Annotated in this window: 16 protein-coding genes; 15 read left to right on the forward strand and 1 reads right to left on the reverse strand. The window is 57.2% G+C overall.

The window, feature by feature from the left end; all coding sequences use genetic code 11:
• The first annotated feature begins 20 nt into the window (after positions 1-20).
• From MTX78_RS08050 to MTX78_RS08060, 3 genes are all read left to right on the forward strand, one after another.
• Complete coding sequence (locus tag MTX78_RS08050) at positions 21-1,673, forward strand: RagB/SusD family nutrient uptake outer membrane protein (RefSeq protein ID WP_243801535.1); 1,653 nt, start codon at positions 21-23, stop codon at positions 1,671-1,673.
• A 54-nt stretch (positions 1,674-1,727) separates the two neighbouring features.
• The gene (locus tag MTX78_RS08055; RefSeq protein ID WP_243801537.1) at positions 1,728-4,067 is read left to right on the forward strand and encodes a glycosyl hydrolase family 28 protein; all 2,340 of its coding nucleotides are present in this window, start codon (positions 1,728-1,730) and stop codon (positions 4,065-4,067) included.
• A 361-nt stretch (positions 4,068-4,428) separates the two neighbouring features.
• Positions 4,429-6,378: a glycoside hydrolase family 88 protein gene (locus MTX78_RS08060; RefSeq protein WP_394805609.1), complete on the forward strand. Its 1,950-nt coding sequence runs from the start codon at positions 4,429-4,431 to the stop codon at positions 6,376-6,378.
• A gap of 286 nt (positions 6,379-6,664) precedes the next feature.
• Here MTX78_RS08060 and MTX78_RS08065 read toward each other — a convergent pair whose 3' ends face one another.
• A complete protein-coding gene (locus MTX78_RS08065) occupies positions 6,665-7,717 on the reverse strand; it encodes a LacI family DNA-binding transcriptional regulator (RefSeq protein WP_243801539.1) in 1,053 nt (350 codons plus the stop codon).
• 307 nt (positions 7,718-8,024) lie between these two features.
• Here MTX78_RS08065 and MTX78_RS08070 point away from each other — a divergent pair, with 307 nt between their 5' ends.
• The 12 genes from MTX78_RS08070 (at position 8,025) to fbp (ending at position 22,172) form a co-directional block, all read left to right on the forward strand.
• On the forward strand, positions 8,025-8,795 hold the full coding sequence (locus MTX78_RS08070) for an SDR family oxidoreductase (protein WP_243801541.1): 771 nt from the start codon (positions 8,025-8,027) through the stop codon (positions 8,793-8,795).
• Between the two features lie 54 nt (positions 8,796-8,849).
• Positions 8,850-9,680: a 5-dehydro-4-deoxy-D-glucuronate isomerase gene (gene kduI / locus MTX78_RS08075; protein WP_243801543.1), complete on the forward strand. Its 831-nt coding sequence runs from the start codon at positions 8,850-8,852 to the stop codon at positions 9,678-9,680.
• A 6-nt stretch (positions 9,681-9,686) separates the two neighbouring features.
• The gene (locus MTX78_RS08080; RefSeq protein WP_243801545.1) at positions 9,687-10,028 is read left to right on the forward strand and encodes a cupin domain-containing protein; all 342 of its coding nucleotides are present in this window, start codon (positions 9,687-9,689) and stop codon (positions 10,026-10,028) included.
• Positions 10,029-10,111: 83 nt separating this feature from the next.
• Positions 10,112-12,190 carry a pectate lyase gene (pelA, locus tag MTX78_RS08085; RefSeq protein WP_243801547.1) on the forward strand — a complete coding sequence of 693 codons (2,079 nt, stop codon included), beginning with the start codon at positions 10,112-10,114 and terminating at the stop codon, positions 12,188-12,190.
• Positions 12,191-12,201: 11 nt separating this feature from the next.
• Positions 12,202-13,737, forward strand: coding sequence for a tagaturonate reductase (locus MTX78_RS08090; protein ID WP_243801549.1), 1,536 nt, complete (start codon positions 12,202-12,204; stop codon positions 13,735-13,737).
• A gap of 135 nt (positions 13,738-13,872) precedes the next feature.
• On the forward strand, positions 13,873-15,525 hold the full coding sequence (locus MTX78_RS08095) for a UxaA family hydrolase (RefSeq protein WP_243801550.1): 1,653 nt from the start codon (positions 13,873-13,875) through the stop codon (positions 15,523-15,525).
• Positions 15,526-15,716: 191 nt separating this feature from the next.
• The gene (gene uxaC / locus MTX78_RS08100) at positions 15,717-17,168 is read left to right on the forward strand and encodes a glucuronate isomerase (protein WP_243801552.1); all 1,452 of its coding nucleotides are present in this window, start codon (positions 15,717-15,719) and stop codon (positions 17,166-17,168) included.
• Positions 17,169-17,273: 105 nt separating this feature from the next.
• Entirely contained in the window at positions 17,274-18,281 is a 1,008-nt protein-coding gene (locus MTX78_RS08105; protein WP_243801554.1) for a sugar kinase, read from the forward strand.
• Between the two features lie 19 nt (positions 18,282-18,300).
• Positions 18,301-18,972 carry a beta/alpha barrel domain-containing protein gene (locus tag MTX78_RS08110; protein WP_243801556.1) on the forward strand — a complete coding sequence of 224 codons (672 nt, stop codon included), beginning with the start codon at positions 18,301-18,303 and terminating at the stop codon, positions 18,970-18,972.
• Positions 18,973-19,053: 81 nt separating this feature from the next.
• Positions 19,054-20,412 (forward strand): MFS transporter, encoded by a 1,359-nt coding sequence (locus MTX78_RS08115; protein WP_243801558.1) that lies wholly within the window; start codon positions 19,054-19,056, stop codon positions 20,410-20,412.
• 115 nt (positions 20,413-20,527) lie between these two features.
• Entirely contained in the window at positions 20,528-21,001 is a 474-nt protein-coding gene (locus MTX78_RS08120) for a nuclear transport factor 2 family protein (protein ID WP_243801560.1), read from the forward strand.
• 127 nt (positions 21,002-21,128) lie between these two features.
• A complete protein-coding gene (fbp, locus tag MTX78_RS08125) occupies positions 21,129-22,172 on the forward strand; it encodes a class 1 fructose-bisphosphatase (RefSeq protein WP_243801562.1) in 1,044 nt (347 codons plus the stop codon).
• The last annotated feature ends 43 nt before the right edge of the window (positions 22,173-22,215 follow it).

Here is a 22,215-nt window from a genome sequence, read left to right on the forward strand (position 1 = left end):
ATCCTCACGCACGAACAGACATGAAATTCTCGACTATTAAACTTGTGCTGACGGCCGGGGTGCTTACACTGACGCTCCCTGCCTGCGAAAAGCAGCTAGAAGAATACAACCCCTCCGGCCTCACGGCCGAAACCGTGTATACCACGCCCGCCGGCTTCGAAACCCTCGTGAATGCGGCGTACTCGCACACCCGCTGGTGGTACGGCAAAGAGGACGGCTTCAGTGCCTCCGAAATGGGTACCGACCTCTGGCTGCGCGGCGGCGGCGACGTAAACCCCGACCTGACCGATTACACCACGCTGCAAGGCAGCTCCCGCGCCCTCGAAAGCCTATGGGGAAAGTTGTATGCGGCCGTTAACCTCTGCAATGCGGGCATCAACCGCATCGGGCAGTCGGGCATGACGGACGCGCAGAAGAAAACACGCGAAGGCGAATTACGCTTCCTGCGAGCCTTCTACTACTGGCATATTGTGGAAACCTGGGGTGGGGTACACTTCACCACCGAGGAAACGACCAGCGTGCAAACCACGGCTAACCGCACGCCAGTTGAAACCTTCTACAATCAAATTTTCGAAGACCTGAACATTGCAGTAGCCAACCTGCCTAACACCACCACGGAATACGGTCGGGTGACGAAGCCCGCCGCCGAGGCCTTCCTGGCTAAAATGCACCTGACCCGCGGCCAGAACAAGGAAGCCGCCGACTTGGCTGAAAAAGTAATTTCCGGCTACAACTTTGCCCTGCAAGCCCGCTACGCCGATTTGTGGTCGATGACCAACCTTGAGAACAGGGAAGTGGTGTGGGCCGTCAACTACTCGAAAGAGTTGAGCTTAAATGACCGGCGTGATGATGTTTTGTACCCTGATGGGCACCCACGGGGGGGCAACAACGGCCACTTGCTCTGGATGATGAAGTATGATGACCGACCCGGTATGGTCCGCGACATTGCCAACGGCCGCCCGTTCAACCGTTTTATGCCTAGCCGGTACCTGCTCGACCTTTTCGACGAAACCAAGGACTCGCGCTACGCAGCCTCCTTCCGAACACTGTGGTTGGCCAATACCGTTGTGGCAGGTAAGCTAGCTGTTAACGATACGGCCATCATAGCAACGAAAAAGGTGATTCCCGCTGCTAGGCGTACGAACAAGAACTATTTTGTTGTCGACCGCAACGACATTTATAACCCCAACGGCACCGGCAAAAACCGGCTGCAGTATGTGTGCCTGCGCAAGTTCGACGATCCTACCCGTCCGACCATTGCGGAAGAGCAAAGTGCCCGCGACGCGTACGTTATCCGCTTGGCCGACGTGTATCTGATGGCGGCCGAAGCGAACTTCAAGCTCGGCAACCTGTCAAAGGCTGTCACCCAAATCAACGCAGTGCGGGAACGGGCTGCTGTGTCCGGCAAGGTAGCCGACATGCGCATCACGGCCTCTAATTTGAGTTTGGACTTCATCTTGGATGAGCGGGCGCGGGAACTGGCGGGCGAGCAACTGCGCTGGTTCGATCTTAAGCGCACTGGCAAGCTGCTTGAACGGGTACGGGCCCACAACCCCGAAGCCGGAGCCGCTACTGGCATCAAGGATTTCCACACGGTGCGCCCCATTCCGCAACGGCAGTTGGATGCCATTACCAACAAAAGCGAGTTTGTGCAGAACCCTGACTACCGCTAACATTTTCCATCAAACCCCACTGGTCGACGGGCCGGTGGGGTTTTATTTGCTGCAATGAAACAACTCACCTTTTGCTTTCTCGCGCTTCTCGCGTTTGTTGCCTTCGCTTTCCGGCCCGCTGCTGAAGCACCCGTACAGATTTTTTTGGTGGGCGACTCCACCATGTCCAACAAACCCCTAGACAAAGCCGAACGCGGCTGGGGCATGTACTTTCAGCAGTATTTCGATGCGGGCACTGTGGTGCACAACCACGCAATGAATGGCCGCAGCACCCGCAACTTCCGCACCGAAGGCCGTTGGGCCAAAGTGCTGGAGCAAGTGAAGCCCGGCGACTGGGTATTCATTCAGTTTGGCCACAACGACCAGAAAACCGAAGACACTTCCCGCTTCGCCGCTCCCCAAACCGACTACCGCAAGAACCTAACCCGCTACGTGCAGGAAGCTCGCGCCAAAGGAGCCAATCCGGTATTGCTCACGCCCGTAGGCCGGCGGTATTTTGATGAGGCGGGCAAGCGCAAAGACGACCACGGCGAATACCCAGCCGTGGTGCGAGAAGTAGCTAAGGCGCAGAAAACACCCCTCATCGACTTGCATGAAACCAGCTGGGCCATGTACAGCCAGCTTGGCGATAAAGGCAGCCAGCAACTGTTCTGGAGCTACCAGAACGGTGCCAACGCGCCCAAGCTCGACAACACGCACTTCTCGGCCTATGGTGCCGAGCGGGTAGCGCAGTTGGTAGCGCAGGATGTAAAGAAACTCAACCTCGGCATCGCCAGCCACTTGCGCCCAATGACCTTCGCGGGCAAGTATACCTTCGACCTGCCAGTGGTGCTCCAGCCGTATTTCAACAAGGATACCTTCAACATTGTGAAGTACGGCGCCGTGGCCGATGGCCAGACCCTGAATACCGAGGCGTTCCGCAAAGCCATTGAGGCCTGCAGCCAGAAAGGCGGTGTGGTGCTAGTGCCGCGCGGCTTGTGGCTCACCGGGCCAATAGAGTTGAAAAGCAACGTCAATCTGCACGTGCAGCGCGGGGCACTGGTGCAGTTTAGCAACAAGCTGTCGGACTTCAAGCTGATAAAAACCAACTGGGAGGGCGTGGATGCCGTGCGCAACCAGTCGCCCATTTCCGGCTACGACCTGGAAAATATTGCCATTACCGGTGAAGGTGTATTCGATGGCGCCGGCGACGCGTGGCGCATGGTGAAAAAGGAAAAACTCAGCGAAGGCCAGTGGCAAAAGCTGGTGAAGTCGGGGGGAGTGCTGGACGCCAAAGGAGCCGTGTGGTACCCTACAGCGCAGTCGTTGAAGGGCTCCACCACCGAGAAGCCCGGTATTCTGCAAGCCGGCAAAGACATTGCTGACTTCGCCGACATCAAGGACTTCTTGCGGCCCAACATGCTTAGCCTGCAGCGCTGCAAGCAAATTCTGCTCGAAGGGTTCACCATCCAAAACTCGCCCGCCTGGACCATTCACCCGCTGCTCTGCGACAACATTACGCTACGCAACGTAACGGCCCGCAACCCCTGGTACGGCCAGAACACCGATGCCCTCGATCTGGAATCTTGCCGCAATGGCATCGTAGAAAACTGCACCTTCGACGTAGGTGACGACGGCATCTGTATCAAGTCGGGCCGCGACGAGCAGGGGCGCAAGCGCGGTGTGCCCACCGAGAACTTTATCATTCGCGACACGAAAGTGTACCACGCCCACGGCGGCTTCGTGATTGGCAGCGAGATGTCGGGAGGCGCCCGCAACCTGTACGTAACCAACTGCACCTTCATCGGTACCGATGTGGGCCTGCGCTTCAAAACGGCCCGCGGCCGCGGCGGCGTGGTGGAGAACATCTTCGTGGACGGCGTTGACATGACAGATATTGCCGGCGAAGCCATCCTGTTCGACATGTACTACGCTGCCAAAGATCCGGTGCAAGTAACGGGTGAGGCGTTTTCTATTCCGGAAATCAAAGCTGAGCCGTTAGGTGAAGGGACTCCCCAGTTCCGGGGCTTCCGCATCAAAAACGTGACTTGCAAAGGTGCCGCGACCGGTATTCTGGTGCGCGGTCTGCCGGAAATGAACGTGAAAGATGTGGAAATTGAAAACGCCGTACTGGAAAGCAAAAAGGGGCTGGTGTGCCAAGAAGCCAGCGGCATCCGCCTGAAAAACGTGTCGCTGTTTTCTGAGGATACCAAGCCCGTATTGGAAGTTCAGAACAGCCAGAACATCACCCTCGACAACATCCGCTACGCCAACGGCGCCGATCTGCTGCTCCGCGTAACCGGCGACCGGAGCAAGGCCGTTAAACTCGTCAACACCAACACCAAGGCGGCAAAAAAGGACGTGGAAATAGGCCAGAAAGTAGCCAAGAAAGCGGTGACGGTGTCGAGCAGGTAGGTGAGTGCACAGGAAGCGCAGCGGAGTCTGGCCACTTGCCCAGACACGGTTGCGCTTCACCCCAACCAGGGCATTGGACCCCGCTGTCGGTGTTGTTTAGTTGGGGGATCATGCGTACACTTACACCCACACAGCGCGTTTCATGCTGCTGTTGGCATGCCCGATCTGGCATCCGCTCCCCGGCGCGCCCAGCGTATTGAAGTTGGGCCACGGAGTAATTATACCGCACTAGCGAAATGCCTTGGCAGCTAGCGGCCACACCAAGAGGGCAGGTTGTGCAAACGACCCGCCCCCAGATACGCCAGCTTCTTCTCTGCTGGACAGCCAGCTTCCCGTTATAGTCTCAGCTTAACTTCGATTCATGTCCCTTCGTCGCTTCTTTTCCGCTGGCTTTTTGCTGGCCTCTCTGAGTACTACCGCACAAACAGCCGCCAAGCCCGCCACCGGCCCGGCTATGTCGCAGCGCATGGCCGACGCGTTCATCAGCTGGCACCCCGATTCCATTCTGATTGGCACGCGCAAAACCGCCCGTTGGGACTACGAACAGGGGCTGATGATGAAGGCCCTGGAGCGCGTGTGGGAGCGTACCGGCGACGCCCGCTACTTCAAGTACATTCAAAAAGACCTCGACCAATTTGTGCAGCAAGATGGCAGCATCCGCACGTACAAGGTGGAAGACTACAACCTGGATAACTTAACTACCGGCCACGCGCTGCTGTTGCTCAGTCAGTTGTCGTTGGGCAGCCAAGCCACGCAGCAGAAATACGTGAAAGCCGCGCAGCTACTGCGCAAGCAGCTTGACGGGCAGCCCCGTACCAAGGCCGGCGGCTTCTGGCACAAGAAAATATACCCCAACCAGATGTGGCTCGATGGCCTGTACATGGCTGAGCCATTCTATGCTGAATACAGCAAGCTATTCAATCAGCCCGCTGGTTTTGATGACGTAGCCAAGCAGTTTGCGCTCATCGAGAAGAACCTTGTCGACCCCAAAACCGGGCTGCTCTACCACGGCTACGACGAAAGCAAAGAGCAGAAATGGGCCAACAAAACCACCGGTCAGTCGCCCAACTTCTGGGACCGGGGCATGGGCTGGTACGCCATGGCGCTGGTAGACGTGCTCGACTATTTTCCCGCCAACCATCCACAACGCGCACAGCTCATCAAAGACGTGCAACGCTTGGCCCCCGTGCTTGCCAAATATCAGGACCCCAAAACGGGCACGTGGTCGTTGGTGGTGGACCAAGCTACTCGTAAGGGCAACTACGCCGAAGCATCGGGCAGTAGCATGTTTGTGTACGCGCTGGCTAAGGGCGTGCGCATGGGCTACCTGGACAACAAGTATGCGGCCGTTGCCAAGAAAGGCTATGATGGATTGTTGAAAACCTTCGTGGCGACGGAAGGCAATAACGCCCTGGCTTTCAATGGTACCGTAAGCGTAGGCGGCCTCGGCGGCAACCCCTACCGCGACGGTAGTTTCGAGTATTACTTGAGCGAGCCGTTGCGCAAAAACGACCTGAAAGGAGTTGGGCCGTTCATCTTGGCCAGCGTGGAAATGGAAATTGCCGCAGAAAACGCGGTAGGCAAAGGCAAAACCGTAGCCCTTGATAATTACTTCAACCACGAAGTCCGCAAAAACAACCTGAGCGGAGAACAGGAAGCCTGGCACTACACCTGGGAAGAGCGCACACATGGCGGCTTCTACCTCTGGGGCAATCAGTTTCGGGAATTGGGCGCCAAAATCGTGACGGTACCCACCGCACCCACCGCTGCCTCGTTGAAAGGGGCGAATGTATACATCATCGTGGATCCGGACAGCAAGAAGGAGTCGCCGCAGCCGAACTTTGTGAAGCCTGCCGATGTGCAGGCCGTAACGGACTGGGTGAAGGCTGGCGGTACCCTCGTGCTCATGGCCAATGATACGTCGAACTGCGAGATTCCGCGCTTCAACACGCTGGCCCAAGCCTTCGGTATCACGTTCACCAATACCAGCATGAACATGGTGAAAGGCGACCAGTTCGAGCAGGGGTTGGTAAAATTCCCGGCGGGCAACCAAGTGTTCAAAACGGCCAAAACTGCTTACGTGAAAGAGTTGTCGGTACTGGACTTGAAAGGTTCGGCAAAGCCGTTGGTGAGCACGGGTAGTAGCGTGATTATGGCCACTGCCAAGCTTGGCAAAGGAACGGTGTTTGCCATCGGCGACCCGTGGCTGTACAACGAATACACCGACGGCCGCAAAATCCCAGATACCTTCGACAACTTCGAAGCCGGTAAAGACCTGGCAACTTGGCTGCTGCAACAGTCAGGGCGCTAATTGGAGCGCACCCTGTTGGCAAGGCCTTGTGGTGAGGAGCCTGGCTTACAGGGTGCGCTTCTTTGTTTTCGGTTTGTAGCAAACTGCTTCTTGGGGTTTGCTGGAAGCGGCTGCTGCGCGCTACAGGTGTCTACAAGTACTGCGGGCAATTGCCTATCAAACACCAACGCCCTGAGCGGGGGCACACCAACAAATACCAGTTGGTGCGGCCCCGCTCAGGGCGTTGGTGCGTGCAGTGTGTTCTACGCTGAATGGTCTCTGGCCGGCTGGGTGCCCAGCAGAGACGTTATAGGGTTCGGGCTACGCCTACGTGCTCTGCGTGCTCCGTTAGGTTTGTGGAGTGCCGGACGATAAGCTCAGTGGGTATCTTAACGGTGTCAACTGGCTTGGCGCGTAGCTTGTTTTCAATTAAATCAATCAGTCTTTCGGCGGCCACCTGTCCTATTTCCTGGGCGGGCTGTACCACCGTACTTAAGGAAGGGGAAAGCAAATCGGCCACGTTCAGGTTGGTGAACCCGATGAGCGACACATCCTCGGGAATAGCCAGATGGCGCTGGTGCAGCGCTTTGAGGCAGCCCACGGCCAGCCGGTCGGAGGCGGTGAAGAAGGCATCTGGGGTAGGGTCGAGGGCCATTAGCTCGTCTACCATCGGGCCAACTTCATCGGGCCCGAAAGTGCCGTAGCGGATCAAATTCTCGTCGAACTCCAGCCCGTGCTTTTCCAAAGCGGCCCGGTAGCCAGCCAACCGCTCCTGCGTGATGCTCAGCCACGGCTGAATGGTGAGGTGCGCAATGCGCCGCCGCCCCGATTGAATTAGGTGCTCGGTGGCGGCAAAGGCCCCGCCGAAATTGTCGGCTACCACCTGCGTGACGTTCAGCTCCGCCGACACCCGGTCGAAGAGTACTACGGGTACGTTCTTGTCGATTACGTCGCGCAGATGAGCTACATCGGAAGTTTCGCTGGAAAGCGAAATCAGCAACCCATCCACCTTGCGCGACATGGCTTGGTTCACGTTGGCCATTTCCCGCTCGTAGGATTCCTGACTTTGGAAGATGATAACGTGGTAGCCGCGGTTATACGCAATAGCCTCTATGCCATTAATGGCCTGCGAAAAGAAATAGTTGGCAATTTGGGGCACAATCACTCCGATTGCGCGGCTGGAACTGCCTTTCAAGCTGAGCGCAATCGGGTTGGGGCGGTAGTTGAGCCGCTCCGCACATTCCATTACCAGCCGCTTGGTTTCCGGGTTGATTTCGTAGCTGCCCCGCAAAGCGCGGGACACGGTAGAAGTGGAAAGGTTTAACTCGCGAGCAATGTCCTTTATAGTGAATGTTTCCAACGTTCAGACTGATTTCAAAGGAGTAGGGTGGATAGTAGGCTTTCTAAAGTGCAATGCCTGCAAAAAGCAGTACGGAAGGGCTTGCGGGGCTGAAAGTATAAAGAGCTAGCCGAATTTATCGGAACTCATCTATTGCTACCCGTCAAATGGCACAATGGCAACGTTCCCGATAACGTTTGCGCGAATAAACATTGTGCTATTCTTCCTTTTGGGTCACACAACTTTTAATCTTAACAGAATAGATGTGCCGTACATCGTACGAAAAGTACATTAATTTCTCCCGAAAAGTTTACAAACTCCTATTCGTATGGCTCTTGCAGCTTCCTTCGATTTGACTGGCAAACGCGCATTGGTAACGGGCTGCACCCGCGGCATCGGCCAGGCCATGGCCATCGGATTAGCAGAGGCCGGGGCCGACATCATCGGCGTATCGGCTTCCTTGGCCCTGACCGGCAGCGAAACGGAACAAGCAGTGCGTGCCCTCGGTCGAGAGTTCAACGCGTACCAGTCCGATTTCGGTGACCGGGCCCAGGTAGATGCCTTTATCGCGCAAGTGCAGGCTGATTTTCCGCAAATCGACATCCTCATCAACAACGCTGGCACCATCAAGCGGGCCCCCGCTGCCGAGCATTCCGACGAATTGTGGGACGAAGTGCTGCGCATCAACCTCGATGCGCCTTTCCGCTTGGCGCGTGCTATTGGCGGGCAAATGCTGAAGCAGGGCTCCGGCAAAATCATCTTCACGGCCTCGTTGCTCACGTTTCAAGGGGGCATCAACGTGCCGGGCTATGCGGCCAGCAAAGGGGCCATTGGCAGCGTAGTGAAAGCCTTAGCCAATGAGTGGGCCGGCCGCGGCGTCAACGTGAATGCCATTGCCCCTGGGTATATTGCCACCGACAACACCGAGGCCCTCCGCAACGACCCCGACCGCAGCCAGAGCATTCTGAGCCGCATCCCGGCCAACCGCTGGGGCACCCCCGAAGATTTCAAAGGCCCGACAGTTTTCCTGGCTTCCTCGGCCGCCGACTACGTCCACGGCACCATCTTAACGGTAGATGGCGGCTGGATGGGCCGCTAAGCAACCTGCTTACAGTATCACTCTCCACCCACTTACGCAGTTTCTCTCCCTCTCATGACCCAACGATATGCCATCAGCCCGCGCGAGACAGCGGCTATGAACACCGCCGAACTCCGGGAAAATTTCTTGGTGGAAAATCTGTTTGTCGCAGACAACATCGAGTTGGTCTATACGCACTATGACCGCATGATTGTGGGCGGCGCCATGCCTACTACCGAGCCCCTGACGCTCCCAAATCCCGAGAACCTGAAGGCCGACTTCTTTTTGCAGCGCCGCGAACTAGGTATTCTCAACATCGGGGCTCCCGGCCACGTGACGGTCGATGGCACGGTATACGAACTCGGCAACCAGGATTGCCTCTATGTGGGCAAAGAGGCCCGCGAAGTGGTATTTGCTTCTTCTGATGCTAGCAAGCCCGCTCAGTACTATTTGCTGTCGGCGCCTGCGCACCACGCCTACCCAACACGGCGCATGACGCAAGCCGAAGCAACGCCCGTGCAGCTCGGAACGCCTGAAACAGCCAATGAGCGCACTATTTTCAAATACATCTACCTGGAAGGCATCCAAAGCTGCCAGCTGGTGATGGGCCTGACCCAGCTCAAGTCGGGTAGCGTGTGGAACACCATGCCCTCACACGTGCACGACCGGCGCATGGAGGTGTACGTTTACTTCGACCTGCCTGAAAACCAGCGCGTGCTGCACCTGATGGGCGAGCCCCAACAGACCCGCCCCCTATGGGTAAGCAACGGCCAGGCAGTGCTGTCGCCCCCGTGGTCGATTCACACCGGCTGCGGCACTAGCAACTACACCTTTATCTGGGGCATGGCCGGCGAGAACCTCGAGTACACCGACATGGACCCCGTTACCATCGACCAACTTCGCTAAGCCTTCATGTCAACCACTGAAACCAACTTCCGGCTAGACAACGACAGCCAACCGTGGACGCAGGTAGCCGAAGGTATGCGCCGGCAAGTGCTGGCCTACGACCCGCAGATGATGCTGGTCAGGGTAGCGTTTGAGAAAGGCGGCATCGGAGCTCTGCACCACCACGTGCACACCCAAATGACCTACGTGGAAAGCGGGGTCTTCAAATCGACAGTAGGGGAGGAGACGCGCGTGATGCGAGCGGGTGACGTGTTTTATGCGCCATCCAACGTGTGGCACAGCGTGGAGTGCCTGGAAGCCGGCATGCTGCTGGATACCTTCAGCCCGATGCGCGAAGACTTTATTTAGCCTGGTTCACCCTCCCTCATTTAATGCGAAACCAGCTTACCATAGTAAAAAAACTGCTGCTCCTGCTGTCGGGAATAGGGGGGATGGGGATCTTTTCAGCCCGTGCTCAGCAGGTGACAGTGGCGGCGGATGGTTCGGGAAATTTCCGGACCATCCAGGCCGCTATCAATAGTTTGCCCAACCAAGCTGCCAAGCCGCGGACGGTGTACATCAAAAATGGCACCTACCGCGAAAAGGTGCTTATCGATAACAAACAGCAACTTGTTCTGAAGGGACAAAGCGAGAAAGGCGTCGTGCTGACGTACGCCCAAGCCCGCGACGAGTGGCGCTGCGACCCAGTGGCCGGCGCCGACGACTGGGGCGTGGCTACGCTCAACATGCGCAACTCCCCCGACGTTACCTTCGAAAACCTGACGGTGCTCAACACCTATGGCTTCGACGCGAAGGGGGAGGTAACCATTGACTGCCCGACCGATCTGTCTAAAACGAAAACCATCAGCAAAACTGGCCACCAGATGGCGCTGCGCACCATGCCCGGCACCACCCGGCTGATAGTAAAGCAGTGCACCTTCCGTGCCCTAGGCGGCGACACCGTCAGCCCCTGGGATGTGGATGCGGGCCTGTATTATTTTCAGGATTGCACCATGGAAGGTGGGGTAGATTTCTACTGCCCGCGGGGCTGGGCCTACGCCGAAAACTGCCGCTTTATTTGCCACAATCCCAATGCCGCCATCTGGCACGATGGGTCCAGCAACAAAGACTCGAAAACGGTGCTGAAAAACTGCGTTTTCGAGGGCGACGACAACTTCAAGCTGGGCCGTTTCCACCGGGAAGCGCAGTTTTATCTGTTGGACTGCAAGTTTGCCAGCAACATGGCCGACGCCGACATTTACTGGGCTCAGTCAGGCCCAGGGGCCAAGCAGTGGGGGCGGCGCGTGTACTATGCCAACTGCCACCGCGAGGGCGGCGACTTCGCTTGGCACAAAAACAACCTGAGTACAGCGGAAGGCGCGCCCAAAGCGTCGAAAATCACGGCGGAGTGGACCTACGGCGGGCGCTGGTACCCGATATCGGGCAAGAAAGCCACGGTAGCGCTGGCACCGTCCAATTTCAGCAAGGCCAACTCGATGGTGCCCACCGCCGCCAACCTGCGCGCCGACCTAGCAGACAGCGTAGCGGAAAAGATGCTGGTGTATCAGCGCAGCGTGGGCGGGTGGCCCAAGGCCGTGAAGATTGCGGGAGTGGAAGAGAAAGTGGACTACACCAAACCACTGTCGGCCGCGAGGCGGGCCAGTACGTTGGCAGACGCTGGCCGCAACGACGCCACCATCGACAACAACGCTACCACTCGCGAAATCACCTATTTGCTGCAAGCATTCAAGCGCACCAACCTTGCTGCATACAAACAGGGCGCAGAGCGTGGCATCCAGTATCTGCTGAAGATGCAGTACCCCAACGGCGGTTTCCCGCAGTACTACCCCGATGCCAGCAGCTACCGCCACCTCATCACCTACAACGACAACGCCATGATTCGGGTGCTGGACTTGTTGCGAGCCGTAGCCAAACAGGAGCAAGAGTTTGCGCTGGTGAATCCGGAGCTGGTGGGCCAAGCGAAAGGTGCTGTAGACCGTGGCGTAGACTGCATTCTGAAAACCCAGTATGTGCAGAAAGGCAAGCGCACTGCGTGGTGCGCGCAGCACGACGAAAAAACTTTGCAGCCCGCTAAAGCACGGGCGTTCGAGTTGGCTTCCCTGAGCGGATTCGAGTCGGCCCGCATTGTGGAGTTCCTAATGGAAATCGATAATCCTTCGCCGGAAGTGAAGCAGGCCATTACCAGTGCAGTAGCGTGGTTCGAGCAAGTGAAGATGCCGAACCTGGCGCTGAAAGATATCCAAGACCCCAACCAGCCCACCGGCCGCGACCGGGTGATGGTGCAGGAGCCGGGTGCCATCCTGTGGGCTCGGTTCTATGAGCTAGAAACCAACCGTCCTATCTATGTGGGGCGCGACAGCAAGGTGCACTATGCCTTGGCTGAAATAGAAAACGAGCGGCGGGCCGGCTACGTCTACGCGGGCACTTGGCCCGCAAAGCTGCTCACCAAAACCTATCCTCAATGGCAGCAGAAATACGCCGCCACTACCACCCCGCAGGCCAGCAAATAACAACCCCCGCTATGTCCCACCTTTCGAAGTCCCTCGTTCTTTCGGCCCCTACCACAGCGGCTGCACTTCCTACCGCCGAGCATTTTGAACTGCCTGAAAAGGTGCTGCAATTTGGCACGGGCGTACTGCTGCGTGGCCTGCCCGACTACTTCATCGACAAAGCCAACCGCCAAGGCATCTTCAACGGCCGGGTGGTGGTAGTCAAGAGCACCGACGGCGGCGACATTACCGCGTTTGAGCGCCAAGATGGGCTCTACACGCTGGTGGTCCGCGGCGTAGAGGACGGCCAAACCATTGAGGAAAACGTGGTGAGTTCAGCTATTAGCCGGGTGCTGTCGGCCAAAAGCCAGTGGAGCGAAATTCTTGCTTGCGCCGCCAACCCGGAGCTAACGGTAATCATCTCCAACACCACGGAAGTAGGCATCCAACTGGTGGCCGACGACGTGACGCAGGCACCGCCCGTTTCGTTTCCCGGTAAGCTGCTGGCTTTCCTGTATGCCCGCTACCAAGCCTTCGACGGCGACAAAGCCAAGGGCCTCGTGATTGTGCCCACCGAGCTGATTGTGGACAATGGCACCAAGCTGGAGGCCATCCTGCTGGAGCAAGCGCACCGCAACAACTTGCCGGCTGAGTTCATCGACTGGCTGGAGACGGCCAACTCTATCTGCAATTCCCTGGTTGACCGGATTGTGCCGGGCCGGCCCGATGTATCGATGCAGGAAAGCCTGGCCGAACAGCTAGGCTACGACGACGAGCTGCTGACCATGTCGGAGGTGTATACGCTGTGGGCAATTGAGGGCGACGAGCACGTGAAAGAGGTGCTCTCGTTCCACCAGGCCGACAAAGGGGTAGTCATCAAGCCCGATATCAACCAGTTCCGGGAGTTAAAGCTGCGCCTACTCAACGGCACTCATACGCTGAGCTGCGGACTGGCGCTGCTGTCAGGTTTCACCACCGTGCGCGAGTCCATGGACGACAAGCTGTTCGCCAGCTTCGTGCACAACCTGATGCTAGCCGATTTGCTGCCGGGCATCCCATATGCCATCGACGAGAAAGTGGGGCAGCGCTTCGGGATGCAGGTGCTGGACCGTTTTCGCAACCCGTTTATCGAGCACCGGTGGTTGAGCATCAGCCTCAACTACACCGCCAAACAGCAGATGCGCAACGTGCCTACGCTGCTGCATTACTCGCGGCAACTGGGGGCGGTGCCGCACTACGTGGCGCTGGGGTTTGCGGCCTACCTGCTGTTTATGCGGGGTACGCGCCAAGATGCCAGCGGCTGGCATGGCGAAATCAACGGAACCGAGTACATCATTCAGGACGAGAAGGCCGGGTACTTTGCGGATGTTTGGAACCGCCTCGAACCAGCTGAACTAACCCGGACGGTGCTGCACAACACCACGCTGTGGGGCCACGACTTGTTGGCCGTACCTGGCTTTGCCGACGAAGTAAGCAACTACCTGGAACAGCTCCTCACGCATGGCGCCCACGCAACCCTGGCGAAGGTGTTGAACCAAACCGTAAGCCAGAAAGAAGTAGCGAAATGAAATTAAACTGATTGTTGTTTTACGGCTGCGTACGCTCTGGCGTCGCTCTGGAAATCAACAAAAAATCAGTAACCTCGGAGACACAAATCTGCCTTGTCTCATGCCGGCCCGGACGGCCGCAAATCAAGAACAGCAATGAAGCATCTAGTAGCGAAAATTCATCCTGATGATAACGTGTTGGTGGCACTCACCGACCTGCCCGTTGGTACGCCCGTCACCCACGATGGCGTTACCATCACAACCACCGAACGGATACCGGCCAAGCATAAGCTCGCCATGCAGTTTCTGGCCCCCGGCGACCCAGTGCACATGTACGGGGTGCTGGTCGGGAAAGCGGCGCAGGCTATTGGCGTGGGGGGCTTGCTCACTACGGCCAACATGCGGCACGCTACCGACAGCTACGACGAAAATCAGGAGCGCCGTGCCACCTGGACGGCCCCAGACGTATCGAAGTGGCAGGACCGCACCTTTATGGGCTTTCACCGCGCCGATGGCAGCGTAGGTACCGCCAACTACTGGCTGGTTGTGCCGCTGGTGTTCTGCGAAAACCGCAACATTCAGGTGCTGGAAGAGGCTTTGGTCAACGACCTGGGCTATGCCCGCCGCAAATCGTATCAGCCCCAAACCCAGGAGCTGATTTCGTTGATGCAAGCCGGCAAGTCTGTGGAAGAAATCCTGGCTACTGACTTGCACAGCGCCGAAGGCAAGCACCAGAAGCCCAAACTGTTTCCGAACGTGGATGGCATCCGGTTCCTAAGCCATGAAGGCGGCTGCGGCGGCATTCGGCAAGATGCGCAAAGCCTCTGCGGGTTGATTGCCGGTTATATCACGCATCCAAACGTGGCCGGAGCCACCGTGCTTAGCCTCGGCTGCCAGAACGCGCAGGTGAGCATGTTGCAAGACGAAATCAACAAGCGCAGCCCCAACTTCAACAAGCCGCTCTTCATTTTAGAGCAGCAGAAGCTTGGCACCGAGGAAACCCTGATCAGCACCGCCTTGCGCCAGACGTTTGCGGGCCTGATGGAAGCCAACCAAGTGCAGCGCCAGCCGGCACCGCTCAGCAAGCTGTGCATCGGCCTGGAGTGTGGCGGTTCGGATGGCTTCTCGGGTATTTCAGCCAACCCCGCTGTCGGGCACGTCTCTGACTTGATGGTCGGGCTGGGCGGTTCGGTTATTCTAGCTGAATTCCCGGAGCTGTGCGGGGTAGAGCAAGAACTCGTGGACCGCAGTGTAGACCACGCCACGGCCGAACGGTTTAGCCACCTCATGAAAGCCTACGGCGACAGTGCCATAGCCGTTGGTTCAGGCTTCGACATGAACCCCTCACCAGGCAACATTCGCGACGGGTTGATTACCGATGCTATGAAGTCGGCGGGCGCGGCGCGCAAAGGCGGCAGCTCGCCCGTGGTAGCTGTGCTCGACTACCCGGAATTGGTAACCAAACCAGGCCTCAACCTGCTCTGCACCCCCGGCAACGACGTGGAATCGACGACGGCTGAGGTAGGCTCGGGCGCCAATATCGTGCTGTTCACCACTGGGCTGGGCACACCCACCGGCAACCCCATTGCCCCGGTTATCAAGATTTCCAGCAACACGGCGCTGGCCAACCGCATGCCCGACATCATTGATGTAAACACAGGCACCGTCATCGACGGCGAAGAAACCATCGAGCAGGCCGGAGAGCGGATTCTGGACTATGTGATTCGGGTGGCAAGCGGCGAAGAAGTGGCGGCAGTTCGCCACGGGCAAACCGATTTCATTCCGTGGAAGCGCGGCGTCTCGTTGTAAATAATGCAGTTGTGGTGAGTTACTTGTAGCAGCATAGCTAGTTGCTAAACCCGCAGTAGTCTCCTAGTGCCAGCCTGAAAAACCTAGCAATACTAGGAGACTACAGGGAGGCAACCACCACCCGATACAGTACATTTCTAAAGTGGCGTACAGCAACTCCTTACGCTTCCAGTCCTCAAGCTCCATTTAGTATGAAAAAGCCCTTTCTGAACGAGGATTTCTTACTGCAAACTGAAACCGCGCAGCAGCTCTATCATGAGTATGCTAAGTCGATGCCCATCATCGACTATCACAACCACTTGCTGCCCGACCAGATTGCGCAGGACCGGCAGTTCGAGACCATCAGCCAGATCTGGCTTTACGGCGACCATTACAAGTGGCGCGGTATGCGCGCGAACGGGGTGCCGGAGCGCTACATCACTGGGGATGCCTCGGATTGGGAGAAGTTTGAGAAGTGGGCGGAGACCGTACCCCAAACGGTGCGTAATCCGCTCTACCACTGGACGCATCTGGAATTGCAGCGCTACTTTGGCGTTACCGAGCTGCTGAACAAGGAGAGTGCGCGCCGCATCTACGACGAGTGCAACGCCAAGCTACAGACCCCGGAATACTCGGTGCGCAACTTGCTGCGCAAAATGAACGTGGAAACCTTGTGCACCACCGACGACCCATCGGATTCGCTGGAGCATCACCGCGCCCTGGCCGCCAGCGACTTCGCAACGCGCGTGCTGCCCACGTTCCGCGCCGACAAAGCCATGACGCCCGAGGACGCCACCAGCTATAACCACTACCTCGACAAGCTCGGGGAGGCGGCCGCCGTTGACATCCGCACCTACTACGACCTGCAAACAGCGCTACGCCTACGCCACGACTACTTCGCGGCCCTCGGTTGCCGCTTGTCTGACCATGGGTTGGAGCAGATTTACGCTGCTGATTACACCGAGGCGGAAATCAACGACATCTTTGCCAAAGTACGAGGTGGTGAGGAGCTAACGGCCAGCGAAGTGCTGCAATTCAAATCGGCCATGCTGGTATTTCTGGCCGAAATGGATTGGGAAAAGGGCTGGACTCAGCAGTACCACTTAGGCGCTTTGCGCAACAACAACTCCCGCATGCTGCGCGAGCTAGGTCCCGATACCGGCTGGGATTCCATCGGCGACTTCCCACAAGGCCGTGCGCTGTCCCGCTTCCTCGACCGCCTCGACGGACAGGATAAGCTGGCGAAAACCATCATCTACAACCTCAACCCCGCCGACAACGAGCTGATTGCCACCATGATTGGCAACTTCAATGATGGCTCGGTGGCAGGTAAGGTGCAGTTTGGCTCCGGCTGGTGGTTCCTCGACCAGAAAGACGGCATGGAAAAGCAAATCAACGCGCTGTCGAATATGGGCCTGCTTAGCCGTTTTGTGGGCATGCTCACCGATTCGCGCAGTTTCCTTTCGTACCCACGCCACGAGTATTTCCGCCGCATCCTGTGCAACATCATCGGCAACGATGTAGAGAATGGCGAGTTGCCGGATGATATGGAATTATTGGGTACTATCGTGCAGAATATCTGCTACGGCAACGCCAAAGCCTATTTCGGGTTCGATACCGTTACCGAATCAGTGCCGCAGACTGAGGCAGTGCTTCGGTCGTAGGAGACGAGCCCCAGTACCCGTTCAACAAGGCACCCGGCCGCAGCTTGGTGCTCCATCTAACAGCAACACGTACGGAGCACTGCTCCGTGGTACATATCAACCAGCATGAAACAGGTTGTCACCTTCGGGGAGATTATGATGCGCCTCTCGACGCCCCTGAACTACCGGCTCACACAATCGGCTAGCTTGGAAGTGAACTACGGGGGCGGCGACGCCAACGTGGCGGCTGCCGTAGCCGGCTTAGGCGTACCGGCCGCGCACGTCACCTGCTTCCCTGCCAACGAACTAGGCCAAGCGGCCGTCCAAAGCTTCCAGCGCCTGGGCGTTGACATGCAGCACACCGTGTACAGCGGCAAACGCCTCGGGCTATACTTCCTGGAAGTGGGAGCTTCGCTGCGCCCCAGCAAAGTGGTGTACGACCGTGCCGACTCGTCGTTCGCCAACTTGGACCCGGCTGCCTTCAAGTGGGACACGATTCTGCAGAATGCGCAGTGGCTGCACTGGACCGGCATTACGCCCGCTATTTCAGCTGCCACCGCGCAAGCCACGGCTGATGCCATTGCCGCGGCCCGCCGCCTTGGTATCACGGTTTCGGCCGATGTCAACTACCGCCGCAACCTCTGGCAGTATGGCCAGACCGCGCAGCAAGTCATGACGGAGCTAGTAGCCGGCTGTGATGTGGTGGTGTGCTCGGAAAACGACGCCGAAGATTTGTTTGGCATTCAGCCCACGCCGGGCGCCGACAATAAGTTTGCTTCGATGGGGGAGCAGCTGATAGCGCGCTTTCCTCAAATCAAGCAAGTGATTTCCACCCGTCGCAAAACCCAGAGTGCTTCGCATGAGCGCATCAAGGGCATGCTGTTCGACGGGTCTTATACGGAAACCCCGTATCTTGACATCACGCCTGTTGTGGACCGTATTGGTGGCGGCGACGCCTTCATGGGCGGTTTCATTTATGGCTCTTTGAAGTACGCTGCTCCCGCCGAAGCCCTGAGCTTCGCGCTGGCGGCTTCTGCTCTCAAGCATACCATTCACGGCGACGTGAACTTGGTGACGGTAGCCGAAGTAGAGCACGTCATGCAAGGCAACACCACCGGCCGCTTAGTGCGATAAACGCGGTAGAACAGAAACTATGGAAACCAAAAACAAGTCCCGATTCTCGTCGGCCGAAGCATTTGAAACGGTACTGCGCTACCCCGTAGTCCCCGTGTTCTACCACGCGGATGTAGCGTATGCCAAGCGTATTGTACAGGCTTGCTACGACGGTGGTTTGCGCGTATTCGAGTTCACCAATCGGGGAGAGAAAGCCTTCGACGTGTTCAGCGAGTTGGTGACTTTTGTACACGACACCTGCCCAGACATGCTGCTCGGCATCGGCACGATTTACGTGGCCGAGGACGCCGAACGGTTTATTGCAGCCGGCGCCGACTTTGTGGTGCAGCCTTGCCTAACGGCTGAAGTGGCCGCTGTCTGCCGCGCCCACGATGTGCCGTGGCTGCCCGGTACCATGACCATTTCCGAGATATACCAAGCCACGCAGCTTGGGGCCGCCATCGTGAAGATATTCCCCGGTAACGTGGTAGGTCCTGGCTTTATTAAGAGCTTACGCGGGCCTATGCCTACCGTGCCCATTATGGTAACGGGAGGAGTGGAGCCCACTCAGGAAAGCTTGAAAGAGTGGTTTCAGGCCGGCGTGAATGCTGTGGGCATGGGCTCTCAGCTCTTCAAAAATGCCGACGATACGGCCGCGCTAAGCCAGCAGATTGCTGATTTGCTGGCGTATGTTGATACCTTGAAAAAATAGAGAAGTGCCAGGTGGCGCGTCACGTGCGCCGTCGGTTTCACTGGTGTAGTGAGTAGTACCTTACTCTAAATCCCGAACTTGATGATACCATCCCCGACCCAATCCCCACCCGCGCCCCCAGTTGATACTTCCACTATTGGCAAGTATCGGTGGACGATTTGTGCGTTGGTGTTTTTTGCCACCACGGTAAACTACCTCGACCGGGCAGTTATCTCGTTGCTGAAGCCAACACTCGAGAAGGTGTTCAACTGGAACTCCGGTGACTACGCCAACATTGAAATTGCGTTCAAGCTGGCGTATTCCATTGGCATGCTGGGAGTGGGCCAGATCATCGACAAGATGGGCACGAAGATGGGGTATGCCATGTCCACGTTCCTGTGGAGCTTGGCGGCTATCGGGCATGCGTTTGTTACCAGCACCATGGGCTTTAGCGTAGCCCGCGCATTTTTGGGCGTAACGGAGGCCGGCAACTTCCCGGCCGCCATCAAGACCACCGCCGAATGGTTTCCACAGAAGGAACGGGCTTTGGCTACCGGTATTTTCAACTCGGGCTCCAACGTAGGGGCCATCATTGCGCCACTCACAGTGCCGCTGATTGCCGCAACTATCGGCTGGCAGTGGGCCTTCATCATCACCGGCGCATTGGGTTTCGTGTGGTTGGTGTTGTGGTTTATCTATTACGAGGTGCCGGCCCGGCATGCCCGCCTTACCAAAGCTGAATTCGACTACATCCATAGCGACGTAGATGATATGGCGGCTGTAGCTGTCCAGACCCAACCCAAGATTTCATGGTTCAAGCTCTTAACCTTCCGCCAGACCTGGGCCTTCGTGTTGGGCAAGTTCCTCACCGACCCTATCTGGTGGTTCTACCTGTTCTGGTTGCCCGACTTCCTGAACAAGCAGTATGGGCTGGAAGGCACTGAAGTGGCTTTCCCAGTGGCGGCCGTGTACGTGCTGTCGAGCGTGGGGAGCATTGGCGGGGGCTGGATTCCGCTGAACTTCATGCGCAACGGCATGCCGGCCTTCAAGGCTCGCAAAATGGCTATGCTGCTTATTGCGCTCTGCGTTTTCCCCATTGTGTTTGCGCAGCGTTTAGGACAGATGAATATGTGGCTGGCTGTGTTGGTGATTGGTATAGCTGCCGCCGCGCACCAGGCGTGGAGTGCCAACATCTTCACCACGGTATCCGACATGTTCCCTAAGCGGGCCGTGGCCTCCGTAACGGGCATTGGCGGAATGGCTGGTGGCTTGGGTGGTATCCTGCTGTCGGCACTGGTGCAGAAGCGCATGTTTGTGTACTACGAGAGCATCAACCAGCTAGAAACAGCTTACTTCATCATGTTCCTGATTTGCGGCGGTTCGTACCTGGTAGCCTGGCTGCTGATGCAGTTACTGGTGCCCCGCATGAAGCTGATAAACCTGGATAATCCAACCCAGTAGAGTACAGGACGAAGCCAAGAAACTTCTGGCTTTTCTTCACACAGACGTTCACCTGAACCCGTCGATTTTCTCCCACCACGCCCGGCTTTTAGCTGGACGCCACCCCCTTACTGCCATGAAAAAACTGCCTTTTCTGCTGGCTCTGTTGCTGTTAGCTATACCGGCCCTCACTTTTGCTCAGAACGCTAAAGATGCTGCCGCTGCCAAGGAGGTGGAAGCATTGGAGCGACAACGCTTTGAGGCACAGGTGAAAAAGGACTACGCTATCCTGGAAAAGGTATTCGGCGCCGACCTAGTGTACACCCACTCCAACGGCAAGCAAAACAACAAGACCGAGTACATCCAGTCGATTCGGGACGGCAAGAGCGTGTACGATAAGATTGATGTGGAAGCTCTGAACGTGCGCGCTTACAACGATGGCAAAGCAGCCGTTGTGAACGGTACCATCACCATCTACCAGCCCAACAAGCCCGACGGTACGCCCAATGTTGCGCACCTCAAGTACGTGGTAGTGCAAATCAAGGACCCCAAAAAAGGCTGGCAAGTGGTGCTGTGGCAGTCCCAGAAACAGCCTGAAACCAAGAGCTAATAGTTTATTTCTACCCTTGCCCTCTCCCTGTTGGGGGAGGCTCTGACCACAGATCCGAACCCAGAGCTTCTCCTTCAGCGAGCAGAAATGTGAGGTAGATACCCTCCACCTGTCAACTGCTGACCCTATGAGCATCACCAAAGAAAACACTCTAGCGCAGCCGGTTGGCATTACGCTGGAGCGCTACATCATGCGCAAGCAGGCGGAATTTCCGTTTGCTACCGGCGAGTTGTCGCAGCTGCTGCGCGACCTAGCACTTGCCGGCAAAATTGTGCACCGCGACGTGAACCGGGCTGGTCTGGCCGACATCACGGGCGGAATGGGTACCCAAAATGTGCAAGGCGAGAACCAGAAAAAGCTGGACATGGAAGCCCATATCCGGTTTGTACGGGCCCTGAAAAATGGCCGCGAAACATGCGCTATTCTGTCGGAAGAAGAAGCGGAAATCATTCATACCGATAATGATTCCGGCAACTACGTGGTGGCCATGGACCCTCTAGATGGGTCGTCGAACATCGACGTGAACGTGAGCATTGGTACGCTGTTCAGCATCTACCGCCGCATCACGCCGCCGGGCTCCAAGGCCACGGCCGCCGATTTCCTGCAAGGCGGCCGCCGGCAGGTAGCCGCCGGCTACATCTTGTATGGCTCCAGCACCATGTTCGTGTACACCACCGGCCACGGCGTCATGGGCTTCACGTACGAGCAGTCATTGGGCGAGTTTTTCCTTTCGCACCCCGATATTCGGGTACCGCAGGACGGCACTATTTTCTCTTGCAACGAAGGCTATTGGTTTGACTATCCGGACTCTATTCGGACGTTCCTGATGGACTGCAAGCGCAAAGAGTATTCCGGCCGTTATATCGGTTCCTTGGTGGCCGACTATCACCGCAACTTGTTCAACGGGGGCATCTACCTCTATCCGCCCACCAGCAAAAACCCGCGCGGCAAGCTACGTCTGCTCTACGAGTGTTACCCGTTGGCCATGCTGATCGAGCAGGCAGGAGGGCAGGCTGTAATATCTGCCACCGAGGCCATCCTCGACATCGTGCCCACGGAACTGCACCAACGGACCCCACTCTTCATCGGGTCAACCAATATGGTGCGGGCCCTGGTGGGTGCCGGCGAAACCGTGCCAGCTTCCGGCCAGTTGGTGGCTTCTGCTGGCTAAGAAAAAGTTAACTAGTTCCGAGTGTCTACTTCCAATTCCCATC

Origin of the sequence: Hymenobacter tibetensis, assembly GCF_022827545.1 — a bacterium.
Taxonomy (GTDB): Bacteria; Bacteroidota; Bacteroidia; order Cytophagales; family Hymenobacteraceae; genus Hymenobacter; species Hymenobacter tibetensis.